This window comes from Phoenicibacter congonensis (genome assembly GCF_902386915.1).
In the GTDB taxonomy this organism is placed as follows: Bacteria; Actinomycetota; Coriobacteriia; order Coriobacteriales; family Eggerthellaceae; genus Phoenicibacter; species Phoenicibacter congonensis.
Genome location: NZ_LR698997.1, coordinates 1,395,242 through 1,415,454, shown reverse-complemented (window position 1 = coordinate 1,415,454; position 20,213 = coordinate 1,395,242). Strand labels below are relative to the sequence as shown.

Annotated in this window: 17 protein-coding genes and 3 tRNA genes; 10 read left to right on the top strand and 10 right to left on the bottom strand. The window is 44.0% G+C overall.

What is annotated here, in order from left to right; translation table 11 throughout:
- Nucleotides 1-186: 186 nt before the first annotated feature.
- The 3 genes from FXZ76_RS06145 (at nt 187) to FXZ76_RS06135 (ending at nt 2,009) form a co-directional block, all read left to right on the top strand.
- A tRNA-Ile gene (locus FXZ76_RS06145) sits at nt 187-263 on the top strand.
- Between the two features lie 26 nt (nt 264-289).
- A tRNA-Ala gene (locus tag FXZ76_RS06140) sits at nt 290-365 on the top strand.
- 306 nt (nt 366-671) lie between these two features.
- Nucleotides 672-2,009: a chloride channel protein gene (locus FXZ76_RS06135; protein ID WP_079536740.1), complete on the top strand. Its 1,338-nt coding sequence runs from the start codon at nt 672-674 to the stop codon at nt 2,007-2,009.
- 260 nt (nt 2,010-2,269) lie between these two features.
- On the opposite strand, the gene FXZ76_RS06130 is transcribed toward FXZ76_RS06135, so the two are convergent.
- Entirely contained in the window at nt 2,270-2,800 is a 531-nt protein-coding gene (locus tag FXZ76_RS06130; RefSeq protein WP_079536738.1) for a flavodoxin family protein, read from the bottom strand.
- A 148-nt stretch (nt 2,801-2,948) separates the two neighbouring features.
- Between FXZ76_RS06130 and FXZ76_RS06125 the strand changes: the two genes are divergently transcribed.
- Both FXZ76_RS06125 and FXZ76_RS06120 read left to right on the top strand, forming a co-directional pair.
- On the top strand, nt 2,949-4,055 hold the full coding sequence (locus tag FXZ76_RS06125; protein ID WP_079536735.1) for a PTS transporter subunit IIC: 1,107 nt from the start codon (nt 2,949-2,951) through the stop codon (nt 4,053-4,055).
- A 201-nt stretch (nt 4,056-4,256) separates the two neighbouring features.
- Nucleotides 4,257-4,805 (top strand): QueT transporter family protein, encoded by a 549-nt coding sequence (locus FXZ76_RS06120; RefSeq protein WP_231961769.1) that lies wholly within the window; start codon nt 4,257-4,259, stop codon nt 4,803-4,805.
- A 195-nt stretch (nt 4,806-5,000) separates the two neighbouring features.
- Here the strand turns inward: FXZ76_RS06120 and FXZ76_RS06115 are convergent, their stop codons facing one another.
- From FXZ76_RS06115 to FXZ76_RS06085, 7 genes are all read right to left on the bottom strand, one after another.
- Nucleotides 5,001-5,510, bottom strand: a complete 510-nt coding sequence (locus FXZ76_RS06115; RefSeq protein ID WP_147571568.1) for a hypothetical protein — start codon at nt 5,508-5,510, stop codon at nt 5,001-5,003.
- 447 nt (nt 5,511-5,957) lie between these two features.
- A tRNA-Phe gene (locus tag FXZ76_RS06110) sits at nt 5,958-6,033 on the bottom strand.
- A 443-nt stretch (nt 6,034-6,476) separates the two neighbouring features.
- The gene (locus FXZ76_RS06105; RefSeq protein ID WP_079536726.1) at nt 6,477-7,394 is read right to left on the bottom strand and encodes a thiamine pyrophosphate-dependent enzyme; all 918 of its coding nucleotides are present in this window, start codon (nt 7,392-7,394) and stop codon (nt 6,477-6,479) included.
- 136 nt (nt 7,395-7,530) lie between these two features.
- Nucleotides 7,531-8,712 carry a transketolase C-terminal domain-containing protein gene (locus FXZ76_RS06100; RefSeq protein ID WP_079536724.1) on the bottom strand — a complete coding sequence of 394 codons (1,182 nt, stop codon included), beginning with the start codon at nt 8,710-8,712 and terminating at the stop codon, nt 7,531-7,533.
- Nucleotides 8,712-9,734, bottom strand: coding sequence for a 2-oxoacid:acceptor oxidoreductase family protein (locus FXZ76_RS06095; RefSeq protein ID WP_079536719.1), 1,023 nt, complete (start codon nt 9,732-9,734; stop codon nt 8,712-8,714). Before FXZ76_RS06095 ends, FXZ76_RS06100 begins: the two co-directional genes overlap by 1 nt.
- Before the next feature lie 129 nt (nt 9,735-9,863).
- On the bottom strand, nt 9,864-10,514 hold the full coding sequence (locus FXZ76_RS06090; protein ID WP_079536717.1) for a LysR family transcriptional regulator substrate-binding protein: 651 nt from the start codon (nt 10,512-10,514) through the stop codon (nt 9,864-9,866).
- Between the two features lies 1 nt (nt 10,515).
- Nucleotides 10,516-11,862: a phenylacetate--CoA ligase family protein gene (locus tag FXZ76_RS06085; protein WP_079536715.1), complete on the bottom strand. Its 1,347-nt coding sequence runs from the start codon at nt 11,860-11,862 to the stop codon at nt 10,516-10,518.
- A 72-nt stretch (nt 11,863-11,934) separates the two neighbouring features.
- On the opposite strand from FXZ76_RS06085, the gene holA reads away from it, so the two are divergent.
- The gene (gene holA, locus FXZ76_RS06080) at nt 11,935-12,918 is read left to right on the top strand and encodes a DNA polymerase III subunit delta (protein WP_157887305.1); all 984 of its coding nucleotides are present in this window, start codon (nt 11,935-11,937) and stop codon (nt 12,916-12,918) included.
- Nucleotides 12,919-13,321: 403 nt separating this feature from the next.
- Entirely contained in the window at nt 13,322-13,507 is a 186-nt protein-coding gene (locus FXZ76_RS06465; RefSeq protein WP_079536710.1) for a hypothetical protein, read from the top strand.
- Between the two features lie 59 nt (nt 13,508-13,566).
- On the opposite strand, the gene FXZ76_RS06075 is transcribed toward FXZ76_RS06465, so the two are convergent.
- Nucleotides 13,567-14,748, bottom strand: a complete 1,182-nt coding sequence (locus tag FXZ76_RS06075) for a ComEC/Rec2 family competence protein (RefSeq protein ID WP_079536708.1) — start codon at nt 14,746-14,748, stop codon at nt 13,567-13,569.
- A 152-nt stretch (nt 14,749-14,900) separates the two neighbouring features.
- Here FXZ76_RS06075 and FXZ76_RS06330 point away from each other — a divergent pair, with 152 nt between their 5' ends.
- Nucleotides 14,901-15,071, top strand: coding sequence for a hypothetical protein (locus tag FXZ76_RS06330; RefSeq protein WP_157887304.1), 171 nt, complete (start codon nt 14,901-14,903; stop codon nt 15,069-15,071).
- 615 nt (nt 15,072-15,686) lie between these two features.
- Nucleotides 15,687-16,457, top strand: coding sequence for a transposase (locus FXZ76_RS06070; RefSeq protein ID WP_079536705.1), 771 nt, complete (start codon nt 15,687-15,689; stop codon nt 16,455-16,457).
- A gap of 885 nt (nt 16,458-17,342) precedes the next feature.
- On the opposite strand, the gene rpsT is transcribed toward FXZ76_RS06070, so the two are convergent.
- Nucleotides 17,343-17,858, bottom strand: a complete 516-nt coding sequence (rpsT, locus tag FXZ76_RS06485) for a 30S ribosomal protein S20 (protein ID WP_079536703.1) — start codon at nt 17,856-17,858, stop codon at nt 17,343-17,345.
- 264 nt (nt 17,859-18,122) lie between these two features.
- Here rpsT and lepA point away from each other — a divergent pair, with 264 nt between their 5' ends.
- Nucleotides 18,123-19,949, top strand: a complete 1,827-nt coding sequence (gene lepA, locus FXZ76_RS06060; protein WP_079536700.1) for a translation elongation factor 4 — start codon at nt 18,123-18,125, stop codon at nt 19,947-19,949.
- Nucleotides 19,950-20,213: the final 264 nt, after the last annotated feature.

Sequence of the window (20,213 nt, the reverse complement as noted above, 5' to 3'; positions counted from 1 at the left end):
ACACATGTCTTTCTGTAATAATCCCCATGACGCCTGCACTATTCTTCTAGTCGAGGGAGCATTTATTGTTGTTTTATCTGCAAACACTTGATGGAGGAAAGACAAGTTTCAAAAATTTTTAAGAATTTAGAAAAAGAATTGGAAACTATTCAGAAAGTGTAGTAAGATAAGAAACGCACTTTTCGAGGGCCCGTAGCTCAGTTGGTTAGAGCGCACGCCTGATAAGCGTGAGGTCGCTGGTTCAAGTCCATTCGGGCCCACCATTGAAGAGTGCGAGACCTATAAGCGTGGGGCTTTAGCTCAGTTGGGAGAGCACCTGCTTTGCAAGCAGGGGGTCAGGGGTTCGAGCCCCCTAAGCTCCACCATTCTTTTGAGGTTTCGTAGTAATCTCTTGTAATTAATTCAGGAATCAAAAATTCAATATAAATCCGCTTATTAAAGTTCAAACGAGGTCGGCATTATTGCTGCCGCAATTCATGTCTGGCACCATTTTTAAAAGTACCTTCGACTTTATGTCTGACACCAATGTAAACCGCTGATTAAAGATCCATCGCAATTCATGTCTGGCACCATTGAAACATGTCTGGCACCATTGTTAAGAGGGTGCTGTTGATTCGTTAACTTTCACGCTCTGCCCCGCCTTTCGACATCCACGGCGTATAATCCAACGCATGAAAAATGGTAAAAATAAAGACAAAGAGTTTGTTGGTGAGGTAGGCAAGCCCCTTGAAAGCGCTTCAGAGAAAGCTGAAATTGGCTTTGGGATGGTTCTTCTCGCTGTTTTTATTGGGTTCGTTATTGGCCTCTTTGTGTGGGCAGTTTTCTGGGCCTCATCAGCTCTCACTCAATTACTTTGGGTGGATTCCAACAACTTAATTTCTGGCCTTTTGATAAACGCAAACATTCCTACTTGGTGGTTGCCACTTGCTTTTTGTGTGAGTGGAGGTTTGATTATTGGGATGTGGACATCGCGCGTCGGTGGTGAGCCAGAATTGCTTGAGACAGTGATGGAGAAGGTTAAAACTACTGGTGGCTATAGTTTAAAAAAACCTGGCGCAAGTGTTGTTGGATTTTTGCTACCTATTGTGTGTGGCGGTTCGATTGGTCCTGAAGCAGGCCTCACGGGAATAATCGCGGCTGCCTGCACGCGAATTGGCACAAGTCTAAAAGCAGCTGGAATACGCGTTAAGCTGCTTACAGACACCACGCTTTCAGCGGCACTTTCTGCGATTTTTGCTTCTCCATTTGCAGGGGTTGTTACAACAGCTGAAGATTGTATGAACGATTTCGACCCTTCAAATTTTCAGTTCCATCGCAGAGCGAAACTTGTGTTGTACACAGCTTCTGCAATTGGAGCAACTTTAGGAATCGCTCTGTTTACTTCAATTTTTGGAACTGAAAGTGGAATACCGCGTTTTGGCGGTGTTACTCCTGGCATAAATAAATTGTGGTGGGCGATACCCTGTGTGATTTCTGCATATGCAGCAATTCTAATATTCCATGGGTCTTCATTTGCTTTTAAGAAACTGGGTGAGAAAATGGGGGAGCGTCAAGTTTTAAAGCCTGTTATTGCTGGGCTTGTGCTTGGTATCCTCGCAATTCCGCTTCCATATTTACTGTTTTCTGGAGAGTCTCAGTCTTTTGAATTGATGGAAATGTGGACGGTCGTTCCGGGTAGTTTGCTGATTGCAACAGGTCTTTTAAAATGCGCCATGACGCCTCTTTGCATCAATTTTGGTTGGAAAGGTGGACACTTTTTTCCCATCATTTTTGCAGGAATCGCGCTTGGCTACGGCGTTGCTTCTATTGGTGGATTTAACGACATGTTTTGCGTAGCAATTACAACTGCAACACTTGTAGCTGGCATTCAGCGTAAACCTTTGATGGCTATAGGCACGCTTCTTTTGTGTTTTCCCGTTGAGAGTTTTCCGTGGTTTGGAATTGCTTGTCTCATCGGCGCCTATCTTCCAGTTCCCACAAAACTTTTAGCCAAACAGGCCAAGCAATAAGATTTCTGATTTGGACAGATTATTATCTTTTACTCATGCGCATCGATAAATTATTGATGCTGTTAAGCTCTAGTGCCATTCCCAGATTTCGAATTATTAAGCAAGCAGGGGATAAACTCTAAATCCCCTGCATGGTTGTTGTGATTATTTTTTAGAACAAGCGTCGCGGAGTTTGTAAGTTCTTTTTTTAGTGCTGCTTTTTCAAATAGAGTTGCCAATAGAAATGCAACAATTGAAGTGTCTTACAACTCTCTCCTCATTTATTTTAGCGAGGCTCCAAATTTGCGAACATCATCAAGTTTTGGATTGTTTGCCATGTCGCCTTTGTTTACCATTCCAGGAATTGTGATGATGCCCATGTTTTCCCATTTGAGGTAGGAACACATTCCTTTGAAGGCTGCCGTTGCTGCTTCATACACTCCGTCAGATCCTGAATCAAGGAGCATGGCAACTTTTGAAAAGTTAAAGCCGGTTCCGCCAAATGCATAAAGGCGATCGATAGCAAGCTTAAGTTGCGCAGAAACATCAAACCAATAGATTGGGCTGGCTAAGACAAGCATGTCTGCTTCCTTTAGGGTTTTGCGAATCGCTGTCATGTCGTCTTCTTGCGCGCATTGGCCTTCGTGTTCAAAACAGTACTGGCAGGCTCTGCATGGTGCAATGTTTTTCGAAGCAACGTCAATTACCTCTACGGTGTTTCCGGCGATTTCTGCACCTTCTTTGAAAGCGTCAACCATGATTGATGTGTTTCCGCCTTCGCGAGGGCTTGCGCTCAAAACTACAATTTTCATTTTTGCCTCCTAGATAGATTGCCATGATTATAGAACTTTTCAAAAGGCGAGATTTAGCCGATTTATATTTTGCAAGAGCATAAATATGCAGTTTGCTCTTATTCATTTTGTTCTTCACCTTTATTATTTCTAAGGGAGGATTCTAAAAATGGATAAAGTAAAAGCATTTTTCAAGCGAAAAGATGTCGAAGTGAGCCTCAAAAGGTATGGCGTGGATGCATTGAGCGCGATGGCGCAGGGGCTTTTTTGTACGCTTTTGGTAGGAACCATTCTGGACACCATTGGCACGCAGTTCGGAATCGCATTTTTGACTACGTCGCTCATCGATATTGCGGGCACAGGGTATACAATTGGCAAGTTTGCGTCCGCGATGGTGGGTCCAGCGATGGCAGTTGCTATTGGGTATGCGTTAAATGCACCTGCTATGGTTTTATTTTCGCTAATTCCTGTGGGATATGCCACCAATGTGATGGGCGGAGCAGGCGGACCGCTTGCAGTTTATGTGGTTGCCATCGTTGCTGCCGAATTTGGTAAGTTGGTGTCGAAGGAAACTAAGGTTGATATTCTTGTTACTCCAATCGTCACCATTCTTGTCGGCGTTGGTGTTGCATTCTTTATCGCTGCGCCAATTGGCGGTGGCGCGATGGTAGTTGGAACTTTGATTAAATGGGCGACCACACAAGAACCGCTGATAATGGGAGTGATCGTCTCGGTTGTAGTGGGGATTGCACTCACATTACCAATTTCATCGGCGGCAATTTGTGCTGCGTTGAGTCTGACAGGCCTTGCGGGTGGCGCAGCACTGGCTGGATGTTGTGCAAACATGGTTGGTTTTGCTGTTATTTCGTTCAAGGAAAACGGCTGGGGAGGAGTTGTGTCGCAGGGCATTGGCACCTCGATGCTTCAAATGGGAAACATTGTTCGCAATCCTAGAATTTGGATTCCCGCTATTGCTGCAAGCGCAATAACTGGCCCACTTTCTACATGCGTGTTTAAACTAGAAATGAACGGAGCTGCCGTTTCGTCGGGCATGGGCACCTGCGGTCTTGTTGGTCCCATCGGAGTGTGGACCGGTTGGACTAATCCTTCTGCGGAAGCATTGATGGATGGGGCTGCGGCCATTGTTCCCACTACTTTCGATTGGATTGGGCTAGTTCTCATTTCTGTAGTTCTCCCAGCTCTTCTTGCGTGGGCATTTGGGGTTGCATGCCGTAAACTCGGCTGGATAAAGGATGGAGACATGAAGCTTAGCTAGTTCTATTTGCGAGGAATGGTCTTTCTTCGGCACACGCGTCATTGCCGCTCATTGAGTTTTAGGAATAGTGGTAAATTTAACCAATTGTGCCGATTGTTGCATCCATTGCCTTAATAAAATCTAGTTCATCATTGATAATTTCGAAAAAATAAATTCGAAACGCAGGGGTTTGTTCTTGTCGGCTCTGTATAATAGTCAATCGTGAAAAATCTCAACAACATAGCACAGGCGGGAATAATTGCAGCTATTTATGCTGCGGCAACTTTGGTGTGCAATCTTGTTTTTCCTGCAATTTCTTGGGGTCCTGTGCAGATTCGTCTGAGTGAAGCACTTTGTGTCGTAGCAGTTCTATATCCTTCTGCACGCGCAGGTCTTCCTATTGGTTGCGCTATCGCCAATCTTTTTAACATTGTTATTGCAGGTACAGGTGCACTTGGTTTTCTTGACGTCGTTTTTGGCAGTCTGGCAACTTTGCTAGGCGCGATTCTGTGCTGGAAGCTCCGCGAGAAGCCAATGCTCGCAATTTTCATGTTCGTGATTACAAATGCAGTGATTGTTCCTGCATACCTGCCGATTCTTTGCGAATGGACTGGTTTTTACACAATTCCTTTCACTGATGTCGCCCTAGATGGCTACTATGGTTGGATGTGGCTTTTCGGTTTCGTATCAATCACCATAAGTGAGTCTTTGACACTCTATGTGCTTGGCCTACCAATTCTTCACGCTCTAAAGAAAGCAAACGAGAAGTAAATAAACTGCAAATTAGGGCTTCGATTCCCTCTGTCTTTGTGTCTCAGAAATCCTAGACGTCGGCCTGAGCTTTCGTTTGGTCTAACTGTTTGCTTGTCCTGACACTGGTGCCAGACATAAATCACTGGTGCCAGACATAAATTCAATCGCAAAGGTGTCAGACATAAATTGAATCGCAAAGGTGTCAGACATGGATCACTGGTGCCAGACATAAAACACTGGTGCCAGAGATAAATCACTAGGCCCCTTTTCCATTGGCTCCAGACATGGATCATTGGTGTCAGACATAAAACACTGGTGCCAGACATAATTTGCGACAAGAACAGTAATATTTTCCGGCTCCGCTTCCATTGGTTCCAGACATGGATCATTGGTGTCAGACATAAAACACTGGTGCCAGTCATGAATCATAAGTGCCAGACATAAATCAAGCCGCCGAGTGGTAATGCGCATTTGCGAAGGTGTCAGACATAAATCACTGGTGCCAGACATAATTTGCGAAAAGAACAGCAATACTTTCCGGGCCCCTTTTCCTTTGGTTCCAAAACACTGGTGCCAGTCATGAATCATAAGTGCCAGACATAAATCAAGCCGCCGAGTGGTAATGCGCATTTGCGAAGGTGTCAGACACAAATTCAATCGCAAACACTGGTGCCAGACATAATTTGCGACAAGAACAGCAATACTTTCTGGCTCCGCTTCCATTGGTGCTAGAAATGGATCATTAGTGCCAGACAAGAAACACTGGTGCCAGACATGATGCATAAGTGCCAGATATTAACCAAGCCGCCGTGTGGTAATGCGCATTTGCAAAGGTGCCAGACACAAATTCAATCGCAAAGGTGTCAGACATGGATCACTGGTGTCAGACGTAAATCACTAGGGCGAAACATAATTTGCGACAAGAACAGTAATACTTTCCGGGCCCCTTTTCCATCGCTTCCAGACATGGATCATTGGTGTCAGATATAAAACACTGGTAATGCGCATTTGCGAAGGTGTCAGACATGGATCATTGGTGCCAGACATAAAACACTGGTGCCAGACATGACTAATGTGTGAAGAAACTAGCTAATCAAAACATGGAATTGAAAATCAAAGCACAATAAAAAACTGTGAGTTAGGAAAAGAAGAAATACACATGAGAGAAAATGGTGGTCGGAGGGGGACTTGAACCCTCGGCACGCGGATTTTCAGTCCGCTGCTCTACCAACTGAGCTACCCGACCACGGAGTTTCTATTCTAGCACACTAAATAATAAGAATTAAGATGAGAATTCCAAAAAATTTAATTTTCTAAGTCATTTCATGAAACCGTGCAATCATTCATTAAATTGGTGCAAGCTCTTTGTTTTTTATGCGATTGGCAAGAGGATTCACGGGGGTTATAGTGCTCGCGCTCCTTGTTGTTTTCTATATCGCTAATTAATAAAACCAGGGTTTAAGGCTAATTATTTTGAGTTCACTCCAAGGGAGGATGCATCTGCCAATTACAAAATATCGATTATTGAGCTTTTCTGATAAGTTTCACTTACGTTTACAAACTATCTAAACCATCGAACAATGCGTGTTGACCGAACTCTTAATGTCGGTTCTTCTGTTGCTTTTTTGCTGGCGGCTCTCTGCTGAGTGACCTTCTGGTGCCTTTGTAGGCTGACTACTTATTCCCAATCTATTCCCAATCCCTTTTAATTTGCTTCCATTTGGAATCACGAGAAGCAGTTATTGTGCGAATATCATCATCATCAATGCGCGAGAACCGCTTTTGAGCGCGCAAGTAGTGCTCGATTGAGCTAAATTCTTTTGGAGCTTTGTTGATTTTGAACTTGCCGCCAGGCACGCCGCAAACTTGTTCACCCTCGTATTCTGCTAAATACCAAAGACCGCAGTCTACAACGTCTTTCGCGAATTTCGCTGTAGCTGACTCTGCGTGGCCCCATCCAGTAGGACAAGGCGCAATGACGTGAATAAACTTCGTGCCCCTAATCGATTGCGCTTTCTCTACTTTTTTTATGTAATCGCTAAGGTAGCCCACGCTTGAAGTGGCCGCATATGAAATCCCATGGGCAGCCACGATTTCAAAAATGTTTTTCTTTTGCGTAAGAGCGCCATGGGCATTTTTTCCAGCAGGAGTTGTGGTTGTCGATGCGCAGAGAGGCGTGAGGCCGCTTTTTTGAATGCCGGTGTTCATGTAGGCTTCATTGTCATAACAAAAATAAATAATGTCTTCGTTTCGGTCGATTGCGCCAGACAGTGCTTGTATTCCAATGTCGGCCGTACCACCGTCGCCCGCAAAACCGATAACTGGATGAGTGGCAGTGTCTATTCCTTGCATTTCAAGACCAGCAGCTATTCCTGAGGCTACTGCCGCAGTTGCTGCAAAAGGTGTAATCATGGCATTGTTAGCGAAACACAACTGTGGAAAGTTGAAACCAACAGCGCTCATGCAACCTGCAGGCAGCGCTATTGTCGTGTCTGGACCAAGCACCTTTAGAGCATGTCGAAGTGCAAGTGCACCGCCGCATCCTGCGCAAGCTTTATGTCCGAAGAATAGCTCGTTATCGCTTATGTTTCTTGCGTTGACAGCCATTATTTCACCTGGCCTTCAATAGTTTTTCCAAAAAAATATCCCTGTGAGTGGGTTGTTAGCCTTGTTTTTAGATTTCCCATATCGTTTAACCGGAATTGATGCAGGCTACTAACTATGCTTCTTGCGTTGACTGCCATTATTTCACCTGGCCTTCATCGATGCTTAACCAGTAAACAGTTTGTGAGACACCTGCTCTCGCGCACTTTTCGCATTCTTTAAAAATTGCTTCAATGTCATTTTCTGCAATGTCATCGCCACCTAGCCCTCCAATAAAGTTTATGCCAGGCACATCTGCGCGGTTGTTATGCATTGCCGACTTAACATTTGTAAATACTGTCCCTTCGAAGCCGAACGAGATGTCTTTCTCAAGAACTGCAAAGCATTTAGCGAATTTAAGAGCATTGGCAATTTGCTTTTCAGGGAATGGGCGCATATAGCGAATTTTTAGTAAACCAGCTTTTGTTCCTTTTTCTCGAAGGTCGTCAACAACAGTGCGTGCAAGCCCTGCTATTGAACCCAGCGTTACCAACACAAATTCTGCATCTTCGCAGCGATATGTCTCAACTGGTCCTGAGTAATGACGGCCAAAAATTTTCTCAAATTCTTTCTCTGCGTTAGAAATAACATCGAGAGATTTGACCATGTCATCATGTTCTGCGAATTTAAAAAGTTTGTTCGTTGCAGGGCCTGCAGAATATGCCATGTTGACTGGGTTTTTAAAATCGAAGCGGTTCGCTGTCGAGTATTGCGGCAGGTAGGAATCAGCTTCCTCTTGAGTAGGGATGTCAACGGTTTCATATGTGTGAGTGAGAGCAAACCCATCGAGGTTTATCATAAATGGTGTGCTCACGTCTTTATCTTCTGCAATCCTATATGCCATCAGTGTTAAATCGAGAGCTTCTTGGTTGTTTTCGGCATATGCTTGAATCCATCCGTGGTCAAGAAGTGCGAGTGAGTCGCGCTGGTCGCCATATATGTTCCATGGAAGCGCAGTTGAGCGATTTGCATTCATCATTACAATCGGAAAACGCCCGCCTGCAGCATATGTCAGAACCTCAGCCATATACAAAAGCCCTTGACTTGAAGTGGCAGTAAATGTGCGCACGCCTGTGGCGCTTGCGCCCATTGCAGCAGAAAGGGCTGAGTGCTCCGACTCTACATGCATATATTTTGCATCAAGCGTTTTTGCCTCCACCATTTCTGAGAGTCTCTCCACTACAACAGTCTGAGGTGTGATTGGATAGGCCGAAATCACCTTCGGTCGGCAAAGGCGCACGCCTTCTGCCAGAGCTTCATCGCCAGAAAGAAAATGCCTCATTACTCAGCGCTCCTTTCTGCAATCATTTCTATCGCATCGAATTTGCATGCCTCAGCACACATTGCACATCCTTTGCAGAAATCTAAATCGATTCCAACTGTTCTAGATTCTTGCATTTTAAAAATACATCCATCAGGGCAATCCATGTAGCACTTTAAACAGCCTGTGCATTTTTCTTGATCGATCTTAGGGCGGAATGTCCTCCATCCCGCATTTTTTGTAGTTAGCCACCCAGCTTGCCAGCATGTGTTGTGCGCAAACTCTTTTGGAGAAACGGCCTCGGAATGTAGCTTAGGAATTACGCAATTTGGTCTTGATAAACCATTAACTATCTCGCTTTTTTTAAAAGCAATTTTTGTTGTCTGTCCTTCAGGCGAATTCTGCCTATTAATGGCGATTCTAGATTCGGATGAATTTGAGCCATGATTGCTGGCGACAATCGTCTCATTATCCCCGCCTTTTTTGTTTAGCGCTTCTTTAGCGTTTGCAACTTTGTCGATAATTGCCAAGTTTTTCTCGTGAAGTTTTTCTGGCATATAGTGCCTAATTGCCTCACGCGCGTCTTCAATTGAGAGGGCGTCGCACATTGCACAAATCAGTCCCAAGAAGACGGTGTTTGGAATATTTCGCCCTAATATGTCAGTCGCAATACCACTGGCATCAATGCTTTTAATGCGCGGGTCATTAAAATGTTTCTTGCTGTTTACAAGAACAACCGGGGAAGTAATCATGTCCGCATTTAGATTTTTTACTGTGTCTTTTAGTTCCTTGTCCCAGCCTTCCGCTAAAAGCGTTTCATCGAGATAGACAACATAATCAGCCTGTTTGACTTCGCTTCTGTTGCCAATTGGACGCCTATCAATTTTTGTGAAAGCACGCATGGGTGCACCTCTGCGCTCAGGCCCAAATGTTGGGAAGGCGAGAGACGAGTTCTCTCCTGAAATTGAAGCAGCAGCTCCAAGCAGTCTTGCGGCGGTGAACGCGCCCTGTCCGCCTCGACCATGCCAAATTATTTCAATCAATTTTTCCCCGTTTTATTAAAAATTACTGTGTTGTCTAATTATAAAAAAAGTGCGTTCCCGCACGTTTTTGGATTACCATATATTGAAAAAAGCGGCCAAGGTTTTACCTCGACCGCTCAGTTTTCTCTTCTACTTTGCGTAAAGGTTGAGTTCTTTTGTAAGTTCTTCAATGAAGCGCTCAGCAGCAGGTGAGAATGAGGAGTTCTCCTTCACTATATAACCCAGGCTCAACGTTTCATCAGTCTCCAGGGGAACGGTTGCAAGTGAGCCGCCATCGGTAATTCCAACAAGAATTCCACTTGTTATGGTGTAGCCATTAACAGCAACTGCTAACTCCGAAAGAGAAGCGCGATCATTGCAAGCAATCGTTTTATTGCGCGGAATTTGAGCAAGCGCTTCTTCGCAGAAAGAGACTGGTGAGTCAGGTCTTTGCTCAAAGTAGAGATATGGCCAGGCTTCGAGTTCTTCTAAACGAAGCGATTTTGCATTTGAAAGTGGGTGAGAGGCAGAAAGTGCAACCATTGGTTTGCTTTCTTTGATTGGCACAAACTTGAGCCCGGCTTCCGCGAGTGCCGCGTTTATTTCGTTTTTAGAGCGTTCTGTTTGCATAATAACGCCCAGTTCAGATGTTCCGTTTTTGACGTCATCGATAATGCCTGCAGTTGAACGGTCGCGATAGGCATAATCGTAAACATCGCCGCCCATTGTGAGAATGGTGTGTGCAAATGCTTGGACGTTGAACAGGTAGTGCTGTCCGGAAACTGCAAAATTCTTAGCCATTTTATTTGTCTCCTTTTCCGCGTTCATCTATAAATCTTGAAGCTTTGTGTTCCGATTCAGTGCCTAGTGCTCCTGCATCGTAGACAAGGACTTTAGCAGGGCGAACTCCAGTGTGAGTTTTGAGAGCGTTCTCAACTCGTTTAGAGACTGCATCGAAGCTTTCGCTGCTTCCTTGTGCGCGCTCGACCGACACCTCGTAACGTGTTGAATAGTTCTCATTATAAACTCTAATTGAATACTCGCCTGTGAGACCTTCTTCTTTGCGGACAACATATTCGATGTCGGTTGGGAACACATTAACGGCACCTACGATAAACATTTCGTCCTTGCGACCCTGAATGTGAATTCTCGCTAGCGTTCTTCCGCAGCTACATTTGTCTGTCGAAACGTATCCAATGTCTCCCGTGCGGAAACGAATCATCGGGCGAGCCTTCTTCATGAGAGTTGTGTAGACAAGTTCGCCACGCTCGTCAGGTTCAAGAACCTCGCCTGTTGCAGGGTCAACTGTTTCTACAAGTATCTGATCTTCCACGATGTGGAGGCCGTCTTTTGCTTCGCACATAGCGGCGCATGCGCCATAGATGTCAGAAAGACCAAAGAAGTCGACGACTTTTGCACCCCACAAATTCTCAATTGCTTCGCGAGTAGATTTAATTGATCCGCCTGGTTCCCCAGCAACTATGATTGTGTGAATTGAGAAGTCTTTCTTTGGGTCAAAACCTTTTGCGATTGCTTTGTTGCCTAGCTGCCATGCATAAGATGGGCTAGTCCAAATTACAGTAGGTTGATATTGCTTGAGAACAAACAGCAGGCGGTCGGAAGGAACGGCTCCAACCCAAATTGCTGTTGCACCCAAATTCTGTGCACCGATTACGTCTGGTCCGCCAACATAAAGCGCGAAGTTTAGAGCGTGGACATATTTATCTTTTGGACGCATTCCTGCTTGCCAAAAGAGACGTGCTTCTGTGTCTTGCCACAAGTCGAAGTCTTCCTGTGTAAAAGGGCTCACAGTAGGAACTCCCGTCGATCCAGAAGATGTTGCCATAAAGATAACGTCTTCTTCATCAACAGCGCAAAGCTCACCGAAGAAAGACCCGATACCTTGCGTTTCGCGCTCGGTCTTCTTGTCGATGAAAGGGAATTTGGCAATGTCTTTCAAAGTTTTGATGTCTTCAGGTTTGACACCGGCTTCGTCGAACGATCTTTTGTAATATGGGGCGTTTTCATAGGCGAATTTAACCATTTCTTGAAGGCGCTCGAGTTGCATCTTCTCGATATCCTCGCGTGGCATGCATTCTATTTCGGGGTCGTAGTACTTTTGGTCATTTGGTATTTGTTTTTTTGCCATCGAATTCGCCTTTCTTTTCTCGGGGACAAACTGCAAAAAATTATACACGCTTGTCGATGCTAGAATTAAATTGTGACAAAGTCGAAACAAAAGAAGTTAGACCCAATATATCTGCTTATCGGCGATGATGAGCAGAAAAAATCAGCCCTGCTTGCTCGCATGAAAGACCGATGCAAAGAATTTGGGGAAATGGAAATCAACACCGATGTTTTTGATGGTGAAACCCATCAACCAGAGCGTGCAGTGAGTGCTTGTTTAACTCTGCCATTTGCAAGCGACAAACGTTTGGTAATCATTAAGGATGTTGATAAATATAATGCGGCAGAGCTTAATGTTTTGGCGGATTATGCGACTGAACCGAGCGACACTTCAATTCTTCTGCTTCTTGCTACGAAATTGGCAAAAAACACAAGACTATATAAAAGAGTAATAGCAATTTCTGAAAATGCAGTTATTCCTTGCGATTCCCCAAAGCCTAGGGAATTTGAGAAATATGCAATTGATGTTGCAAAAACAAAGGGCGTTCGTCTTTTAGATTCTGGTGCAAAGAAACTTGTCGAGCTTGTAGGCCAAGATACGACAAAAATTACAAATGAGCTTTCAAAAATAATTGCTTCTCATTCGAGCTCACGCCCGATTGATCAAGTGGAAGTTGAGTCTCTTGTGGCCGCGAGTGCCGAAGTAAAAGTTTGGGTTTTGGCTGATGCTTTTGCTGCGCGTAACTTGACTAAGGTTATTGAACTTCTTCCGCGCGTGATGGGAACAACTCCGAGTGGTGTTTTGTACTATTGCGTGGCTAGAGCGCGCGAACTCATTTGCGCTAAAGAATGCTTGAAAAGTGGAACGTCTAACATTAATGAACGAATTGCAAAAGAATTAGGACTTCCTTCTTCTTTGAGTTGGCGGGTTAAACAGCATGCGGCTTGGAGCAGACAGTTTTCGACAGAAGAACTTAAGCGTGCGATAAAGACTTCGGTTGAAGCTGAAATCGAGATGAAGCGCGGAGGCGACCCTGTGGCTGTGCTCACGTTGTGGTTGGCAAAAACGCTTGGCTAGCCACCTACTTTTAAAAGGTGTCAGACATAAATCATTGGTGCCAGACATAGATTACTGAAGTCAGAAGAATTGTTCAATCACTGGTGTCAAAATCATTGGTGCCAGACATAAATTCTCTTCTTGTTTCAGCCTTAAATTACTACTGTTCTTTATCGCCAAAAACCATTGCTAAAATCTGTTGCTTTGTTGCTTTTTCCCTTCACGTTACAAGGGTGTCAGACTTGTTGTACAGGTGTCAGACATTAAGCATTAGTGCCAGACATAAATTCTCTTCTTGTTTCAGCCTTAAATTACTACTATTCTTTATCACCAAAAACCTGTACTAAAACCTGTTGCTTTGTTGCTTTTTCCCTTCACGTTACAAGGGTGTCAGACTTGCTGCACAGGTGTCAGACATAGATTAATGAAGTCAGAAATAATTGTTCAATCATTGGTGCCAGACATAAATTCTCTTCTTGTTTCAGCCTTAAATTACTACTGTTCTTTATCGCCAAAAACCGTTGCTAAAACCAATTGCTTTGTTACTATTTCCCCTTCACGTTGCAAGGGTGTCAGACTTGCTGCACAGGTGTCAGACATTAAGCATTAGTGCCAGACATAAATTGAATTGAGGATTCTTAATTCAAAAACTGATGATAATGAGGACTTTTAATCCTCGATACCTTCTTTTGTTGTTCTAACTGTTAGTGTGTTTCCGTCAGTTGTAAACACGATGTCACCAAGCTCGTCGGTTCGAAGCACCTTTGCTCCAACTTTTTGTAAATGATTCAAAGTCTGTTTGTGGGGATGCCCGTAGTCGTTGTTTTTCCCGCATGAGATAACCGCATATTCTGGTCTTACCTTGCTCAAAAAGCGCGAGCCCGAAGCTGTGCGCGATCCGTGATGTGAAACTTTAAGAACATCTGCCTTTGTGTTTTCTCCTGATTGGATAATTGAGGCCTCTGATTCATGTTCCATATCGCCCGTAAATAGGAACGATTTATTTCCATAATCAATGCGCAATATTAGGGAATTGTTATTGTCGCTTTCGAATTTGCTAGTCGGGCCAATGAAAGTTACAGTTGCTTCTCCAAGTTTGAAATTGTCGCCAACTTTTGGCACGGTAATTCCAATTCCTTGCCTGGAGACCTGCTTTTTAATGTTGTCGAAGGTTCTGGTGTTGGATTCTGTGGTTGAACAGTAAAAATTGTCGCACTTGGCAATTTCAAGAGCTCCGGCCAGGCCTCCGCAGTGGTCTGCATCAGGATGGCTGGCAACAATTCTTTCAATTTCGGATATTCCTAATCGTTCTAGAATTGTGTAGACTGTGCTTGAGGCCTTTGGTTTGCCTCCGTCAATGAGCATGTGGTGTTCTCCGAATGAAACCAACGCACAATCGCCTTGCCCTACATCGATAAACCGAACCTTCAGTTCGCCTTTGCTTTCGAAGTCGGGCGATGATCCTGTTGATTCGTTAACTTCCCCTTCTTTATTTTGCTTAATAGTCGAGTCTCCACTTTGCTGTGTGGCTGCGTTTCCTTCGCTTTGCGATGCATCGCTGAAGATATTTTCGGCGGAACTTGCGCAACCACCGAGGAAAAGAATACTTACAAAAATGACAACAGCAGCAAACAATGAGAAAAGCTTAGAGGTGCATCCGCAGGAAAAATTGTCTGTTATTGCAGCGCATTTGTTATAAGATTTCGATGATCTAAAGCCCGAGTGGTCATAAACGCATTGATTATTAACGCGATCCTTTAAACATCTGAAGCTCGCTTCTTTGTTAATGTTTGGACTTGGTGAGAAGTCGTTTCGGCTTGTTTTAACGCTTCTGCGAGTTGTGGATTTCATGTTTGTGACCTTTTTTATTTGTTCTGAAGCATAGATATTCTCACATTAGACATGCGACACTGGTGTCAGACTCGAAATAAAAGTGCCAGACATAAAACATTGAAAACATTGGTGTCAAACATAAAGCTCACACAGGAAGTCAAGGAGTTACAATGAGGCCAACTTTTGATGGAGACACAGCGATTCTAGTCTTCTTGCACTGGTGCCAGACTTCCGGCACTGGTGCCAGACATGAATCACCAGTGCCAGACTTGAACTCGAAGAATAAAACAGTTGTGGGAATAGCGATTAACAGCTCTCTTGCTAGGGTGCCAGACTTCTAGCACGGGGGTCAGACATAAAAAAGGAGCATTGGTGCCGGACATAAATCATCGGTGCCAGACATATAACTCACACAGTATGTAAAGGAAGTTCATTGAGCCCTATTTATGATTGAGACACGGCCATCCCATGGAGTCAAACATGAATTGAAAATGGTCATTCTTGCTTAATGTTCACTTGTTTTTTTAGGTTGACTTCTTCTTTTTTGTCTATTTGCTTCTAAGTTTCTGCCGCCGTAACTATTGAGTTCCCTTGTTGTTTTACCTGAGTATCCTTGATTTTGATGATTATTCATTTCTCTAAAAAATAGCCAAGTATTAATTTATTAATTTTTAAATTTAAAAAGTCTCGAGTAAGTACCTCATATTTGCAATGGTGCCAGTCATAGATTTGGGTATTTCAACACATGGGTCAGACATAGCTTTTTTTACCAATTTCAACCAACTAAACACTTAAAACACCCTCGTTGAAAGCCCAATTTCGCTTTTCTTCATTTCCTCGTACACTAGTTCAACATCTGTTCTATCGGTTTTGAATAACCTGTTTATTCTTATTTTTCTTCACTATTCAGAGTAGGCTAATGTTGAAACGAAAGCTTACAGGGAAAGGAGGGCATTATGCCTCGACCTTTGAGGTGCGATTCGCCTCTGCGTGTTCTTAATATTGGGCAAAAAGGGCACAATGGGCAGGTCATTTTTTATTATGACGAAGATCGAGAGTATTACCTTGAGTGCCTGCAAAATGCCTGCAAAAAATTTGGGGTAGTGCTGCTTGGTTATGTGTTGATGTCAAACCATATCCACGCGTTGTTTTACGGGGATATTGAAAAATGTGCGAGTGTTTTTCAATCTATTGGCTCAACTTATGTGCGCTGGTTTAACCGAAAATATGGCAGGACGGGGACGCTTTGGAATTCCCGCTTTTACTCAAAGCCTGTCCAGGACGAACAGCAATTCTTGCAAACTGCGGCATACATCTTTAACAACCCAGTAAAAGCGGGCATCGTGAAGCGAGCAGAGAACTATAGATGGTCCTCGTTTAGGGATATGGATACAAAAAATTTCGACGAAAAGGCAAGAGAGATACTTGATTCGACACTTTCGATTGCCTATCTCAAGCAGTATACGCACGAGGCCGCCGAGGTTACGCTCGATTCAGATGTTCAGAAACAGTGCGAAGCTATTCCGAACACTACACCCTCTGATCTTGAGGTTATTGATGCAGTCAAAAGACTTGTTAAAAGTAAGAATCTTGGTAAAATCCCAACGCTGTCCAGGTCTTTTCTTCGGAAACTAGTTAAGGAACTCCTGAAGTTTGGGTCTAACATTAGTCAAATTTCTCGAATCACAACTTTAACACGTCATCAAGTTAGCGTCCTCGCTGCGTAGGTTTAAACGTTAATTCAGCCACTTGGAAAGCTAAGAGAGACGTTTCAGATATCTGACTTCGTGCTTTGCACTCTATTTGACATTCGAATAGATGTTTCATTTTTTACATGTGAAAGGATTAAGCAGCCACTGTGCTTACATTTGCTTATATCCTTAATTGTTTATTCTTCTTTCTCTTCCTGCCTCCTTTAAATTAGAAATTAAACTTTCATCAATTCGTCAATTAGTCATTTTTAGTCATTTTTGTGCTGTTTTACTGTTAATTTGGGATTTGTTTTATAGGGAAATTCGGAATTATGTGATTATTTGTTGCTTTTTTTGCAAGTGTCTCCCAAGCGTCTCTCTAGTGCCAGACTTTTTTCGAGTGTCAGACTTTTTGCATCAGGGTCAGACGTAAGTCGCTATATTTCGTCACTGTATTTCGCCGTGAAAGCAGGCAAGTTATTCTGGCAGGAAGATGGTATGTGCTTTGGGGGTCGTCTTGGTGCCAGAGTTTTTGTATTGGGGTCAGACATAAGATTGTGGTGTTAGATTTAAAGCAGGGGTCAGATTTCTCGAATCAGGGTCAGACCTTTTGCGCTGCGAATTAGGGTCAGGCTTCTTGCATTGGTGCCAGACATAAATTCCAAAAACAGGGATCAGACTTTAGCGTCAGACTTCTTGCACTGGTGCCAGACATAAATTCCGAAGAAGACATAAATTCCGAAGACATAAATACCGACATAAATTCCGAGCAGCAAGGAGGCACTCATCACAGAACCGACAACGAGCACTCCGAACGGGCACTCCGCCAAACCTTGACATTAAGGCAGAAAGACACTCATTGAAGGCTTGTCGATGAGGCCACTGTTTAACATTGACCTCATCGAGCTGAAAGTTGCTGCTTTATTCTGCAGCTTCTTCGCTTGCCTCTGCAGCCTCTGCCTCAGCAGCAGCTTTTGCTGCTTCTGCTTCTTCTTTAGCCTTGCGCTTTGCAGCGGCTTCTTCTTGTTTTTTCTGAGCAGAACGGCGCTTGTCCTTCTCCTTCTGAGCTTTTTTCATTTCATCTTTGCGAGCCTGTTTTGCAGCAGCTTTTTTGTTCCCTGTTGCCTCTGGAGCTGCGCCTTTCTTTGGCTCGTAGGCCTTGCGATCTTCCTCTGTCACAACGGTGTTAGCGAGTTTCATGATGCCGCTCTTGCGGTTAGCAGCTTGGTTCTTTTTAATTACACCTTTAGTTACTGCCTTGTCCATCAGACGGCATGCTGCACATGCTGCTGCAAAAGCCTCTTTGCCGTTGCCCTCAGCAACAGCGTCTTTAACCTTGCGAGTTGCAGTTTTGAGTTCGCTCTTGATTGCGCGATTGCGCATGCGAGACTTCTCGTTCGTGATGATTCTTTTCTTCTGTGACTTAATGTTTGCCATTTGAAGCCGTGTCCTTTCTAATCAAATCAAAAGCAAAAGTGCTTTATCTATAAATTACTCAGTGATTAGGTTGAATGGTGGAATAGACGCGCGGCGACACAAGAATGACTAATTCTTAAATTATCAGCACAGGATTTTTGCTGAAAGTCGCCAGTGTCGATTACCTTTTGCAGCCCGTCTGCGGTGTGTGCTTTTCGCACGAATCGCTCCTCACTGGGAAAACTATTGTATCATAATCGAATGCCCAAATAGATTTTTTCAAAAATGACAATAGATCAATCACATATCCGCAATTTTTCAATAATTGCTCACATTGACCACGGTAAATCGACCCTGTCTGACCGCATTTTAGAACAGACGGGAACTGTTGCTGCGCGCGAAATGGAGGCACAGCTTCTCGACCAGATGGACATCGAGCGCGAACGCGGCATTACTATCAAAAGCCAAGCCGTGCGCGTTAATTACACTGCCGAAGATGGGGAAGAATACCAACTAAATCTCATCGACACACCAGGTCATGTTGACTTTACCTATGAAGTTTCTCGCTCACTTGCAGCTTGCGAGGGTGCGGTTCTTGTTGTTGATGCGACACAAGGCGTAGAGGCGCAGACCGTTGCAAATGCAATGCTTGCAATGAATGCCAACTTGGAAGTCGTCCCTGTTATCAATAAGATTGACTTGCCTTCTGCTGAGCCTGATCGTGTCCGCGCAGAAATTGAGGATTCTCTTGCAATTCCTGCTGATGATGCAGTTCTTGCTTCCGGGAAAACGGGGCAGGGGATTACCGATCTTTTAGAATCGGTTGTCTATAACGTTCCATCGCCGACTGGGAATCCCAATGCTTCGCTGCGAGGACTTATTTTTGACAGCTTTTTTGACCCATATAGAGGCGTCGTTGCGCTTGTGAAAGTAGAAGACGGAAAGCTCTCTAAGGGTGACAAAATTAAAATGCTAGCGACAAAAACGACTGCAATTGTTGAAGAAGTTGGAGCTCGCCACCCTGCGGAAGAACCACTACCTTCAATTAACACTGGTGAAGTTGGTTATGTCGTCACTGGCCTAAAGGATGTTAATCAAGTAAAAGTTGGTGACACAATCACTCTAATTCAAAACAATGATGTAGAACCACTTCCAGGTTATCGCGAAGCTAAACCGATGGTCTTTACTGGTCTTTTTCCAATAGACAGTGATCAATATGAGCCGCTTAAGGAGGCACTCGAGAAAGTTGCCCTAAACGATCCCGCTCTTGTTTGGGAGCCGGAAACTTCACGCGCACTCGGTTTTGGTTTCCGCGTTGGTTTTTTGGGACTTCTTCACATGGAAGTTATAAAAGAGCGTCTTGAACGTGAGTTTTCTCTCGATTTGCTTGCTACTGCGCCTAGTGTGGAATATCACGTCTACAGGCGCGGAGTTACAGAAGGTCCTGGCAGTGAGGGCGAACCGTTAGTGATTACTAGCCCACAAGATATGCCAGACGCAGGCGAAATCGAGAGAGTTGAAGAACCCTATCTCAACGCGAAAATCCTCATTCCGCCAGATTATGTCGGTGCTGTGATGGATTTGGCAGTTGACCGACGTGGAACTTTCAAAACCATGAATTACTTGTCTTCAACAACAGTAGAGCTTCTGTGGGACATCCCACTTTCAGAACTCATAATGGACTTTTTTGACAAGTTGAAAAGTTATACAAAAGGTTATGCTTCACTTGATTATGATTACGATGGTTATCGCAAATCAGACATGGTGAAACTTGACATTCTTCTTGCCGGAGAACCGATAGATGCGCTTTCGTTTATCGTACATAAGGATAAAGCATATGACCGTGGAAAAGTCCTCTGCGAAAAACTAAAAGAGATTATTCCTCGACAACTTTTTGAAGTTCCGATCCAGGCCGCTATTGGTGGACGTGTGCTTGCGCGTCAAACGGTGAAAGCACGGCGAAAGGATGTCTTGGCAAAGTGCTATGGCGGTGATATTTCGCGTAAACGCAAGTTGCTTGAAAAACAGAAACAAGGTAAAAAACGCATGAAGGCTATCGGCAACGTAGAGGTGCCGCAGGAAGCATTTATGGCTATTCTTAAGGTTAATTAGGCTGATTCGCATTCGTTTTGGCTATTTTGTCCTGCAAATATCACTATCTCATTTCAAGCACCAAAGTATGCTTGATTTATGGTGGGACTAATTTTGAACAAGCTAGCTCAAAATCAGTTACGAATCGGAGTTCGTTTCGGGTCTTCGTTCGACCATTTTTCTCGCAAACTGCTTCAAAGATGACAATGGAGCATAACTTCTACAGAAGAAACAGTTTTAATTATTTTTCGAGTCAGAGACTAGGTAGTCCCATTGTGCGTTCGT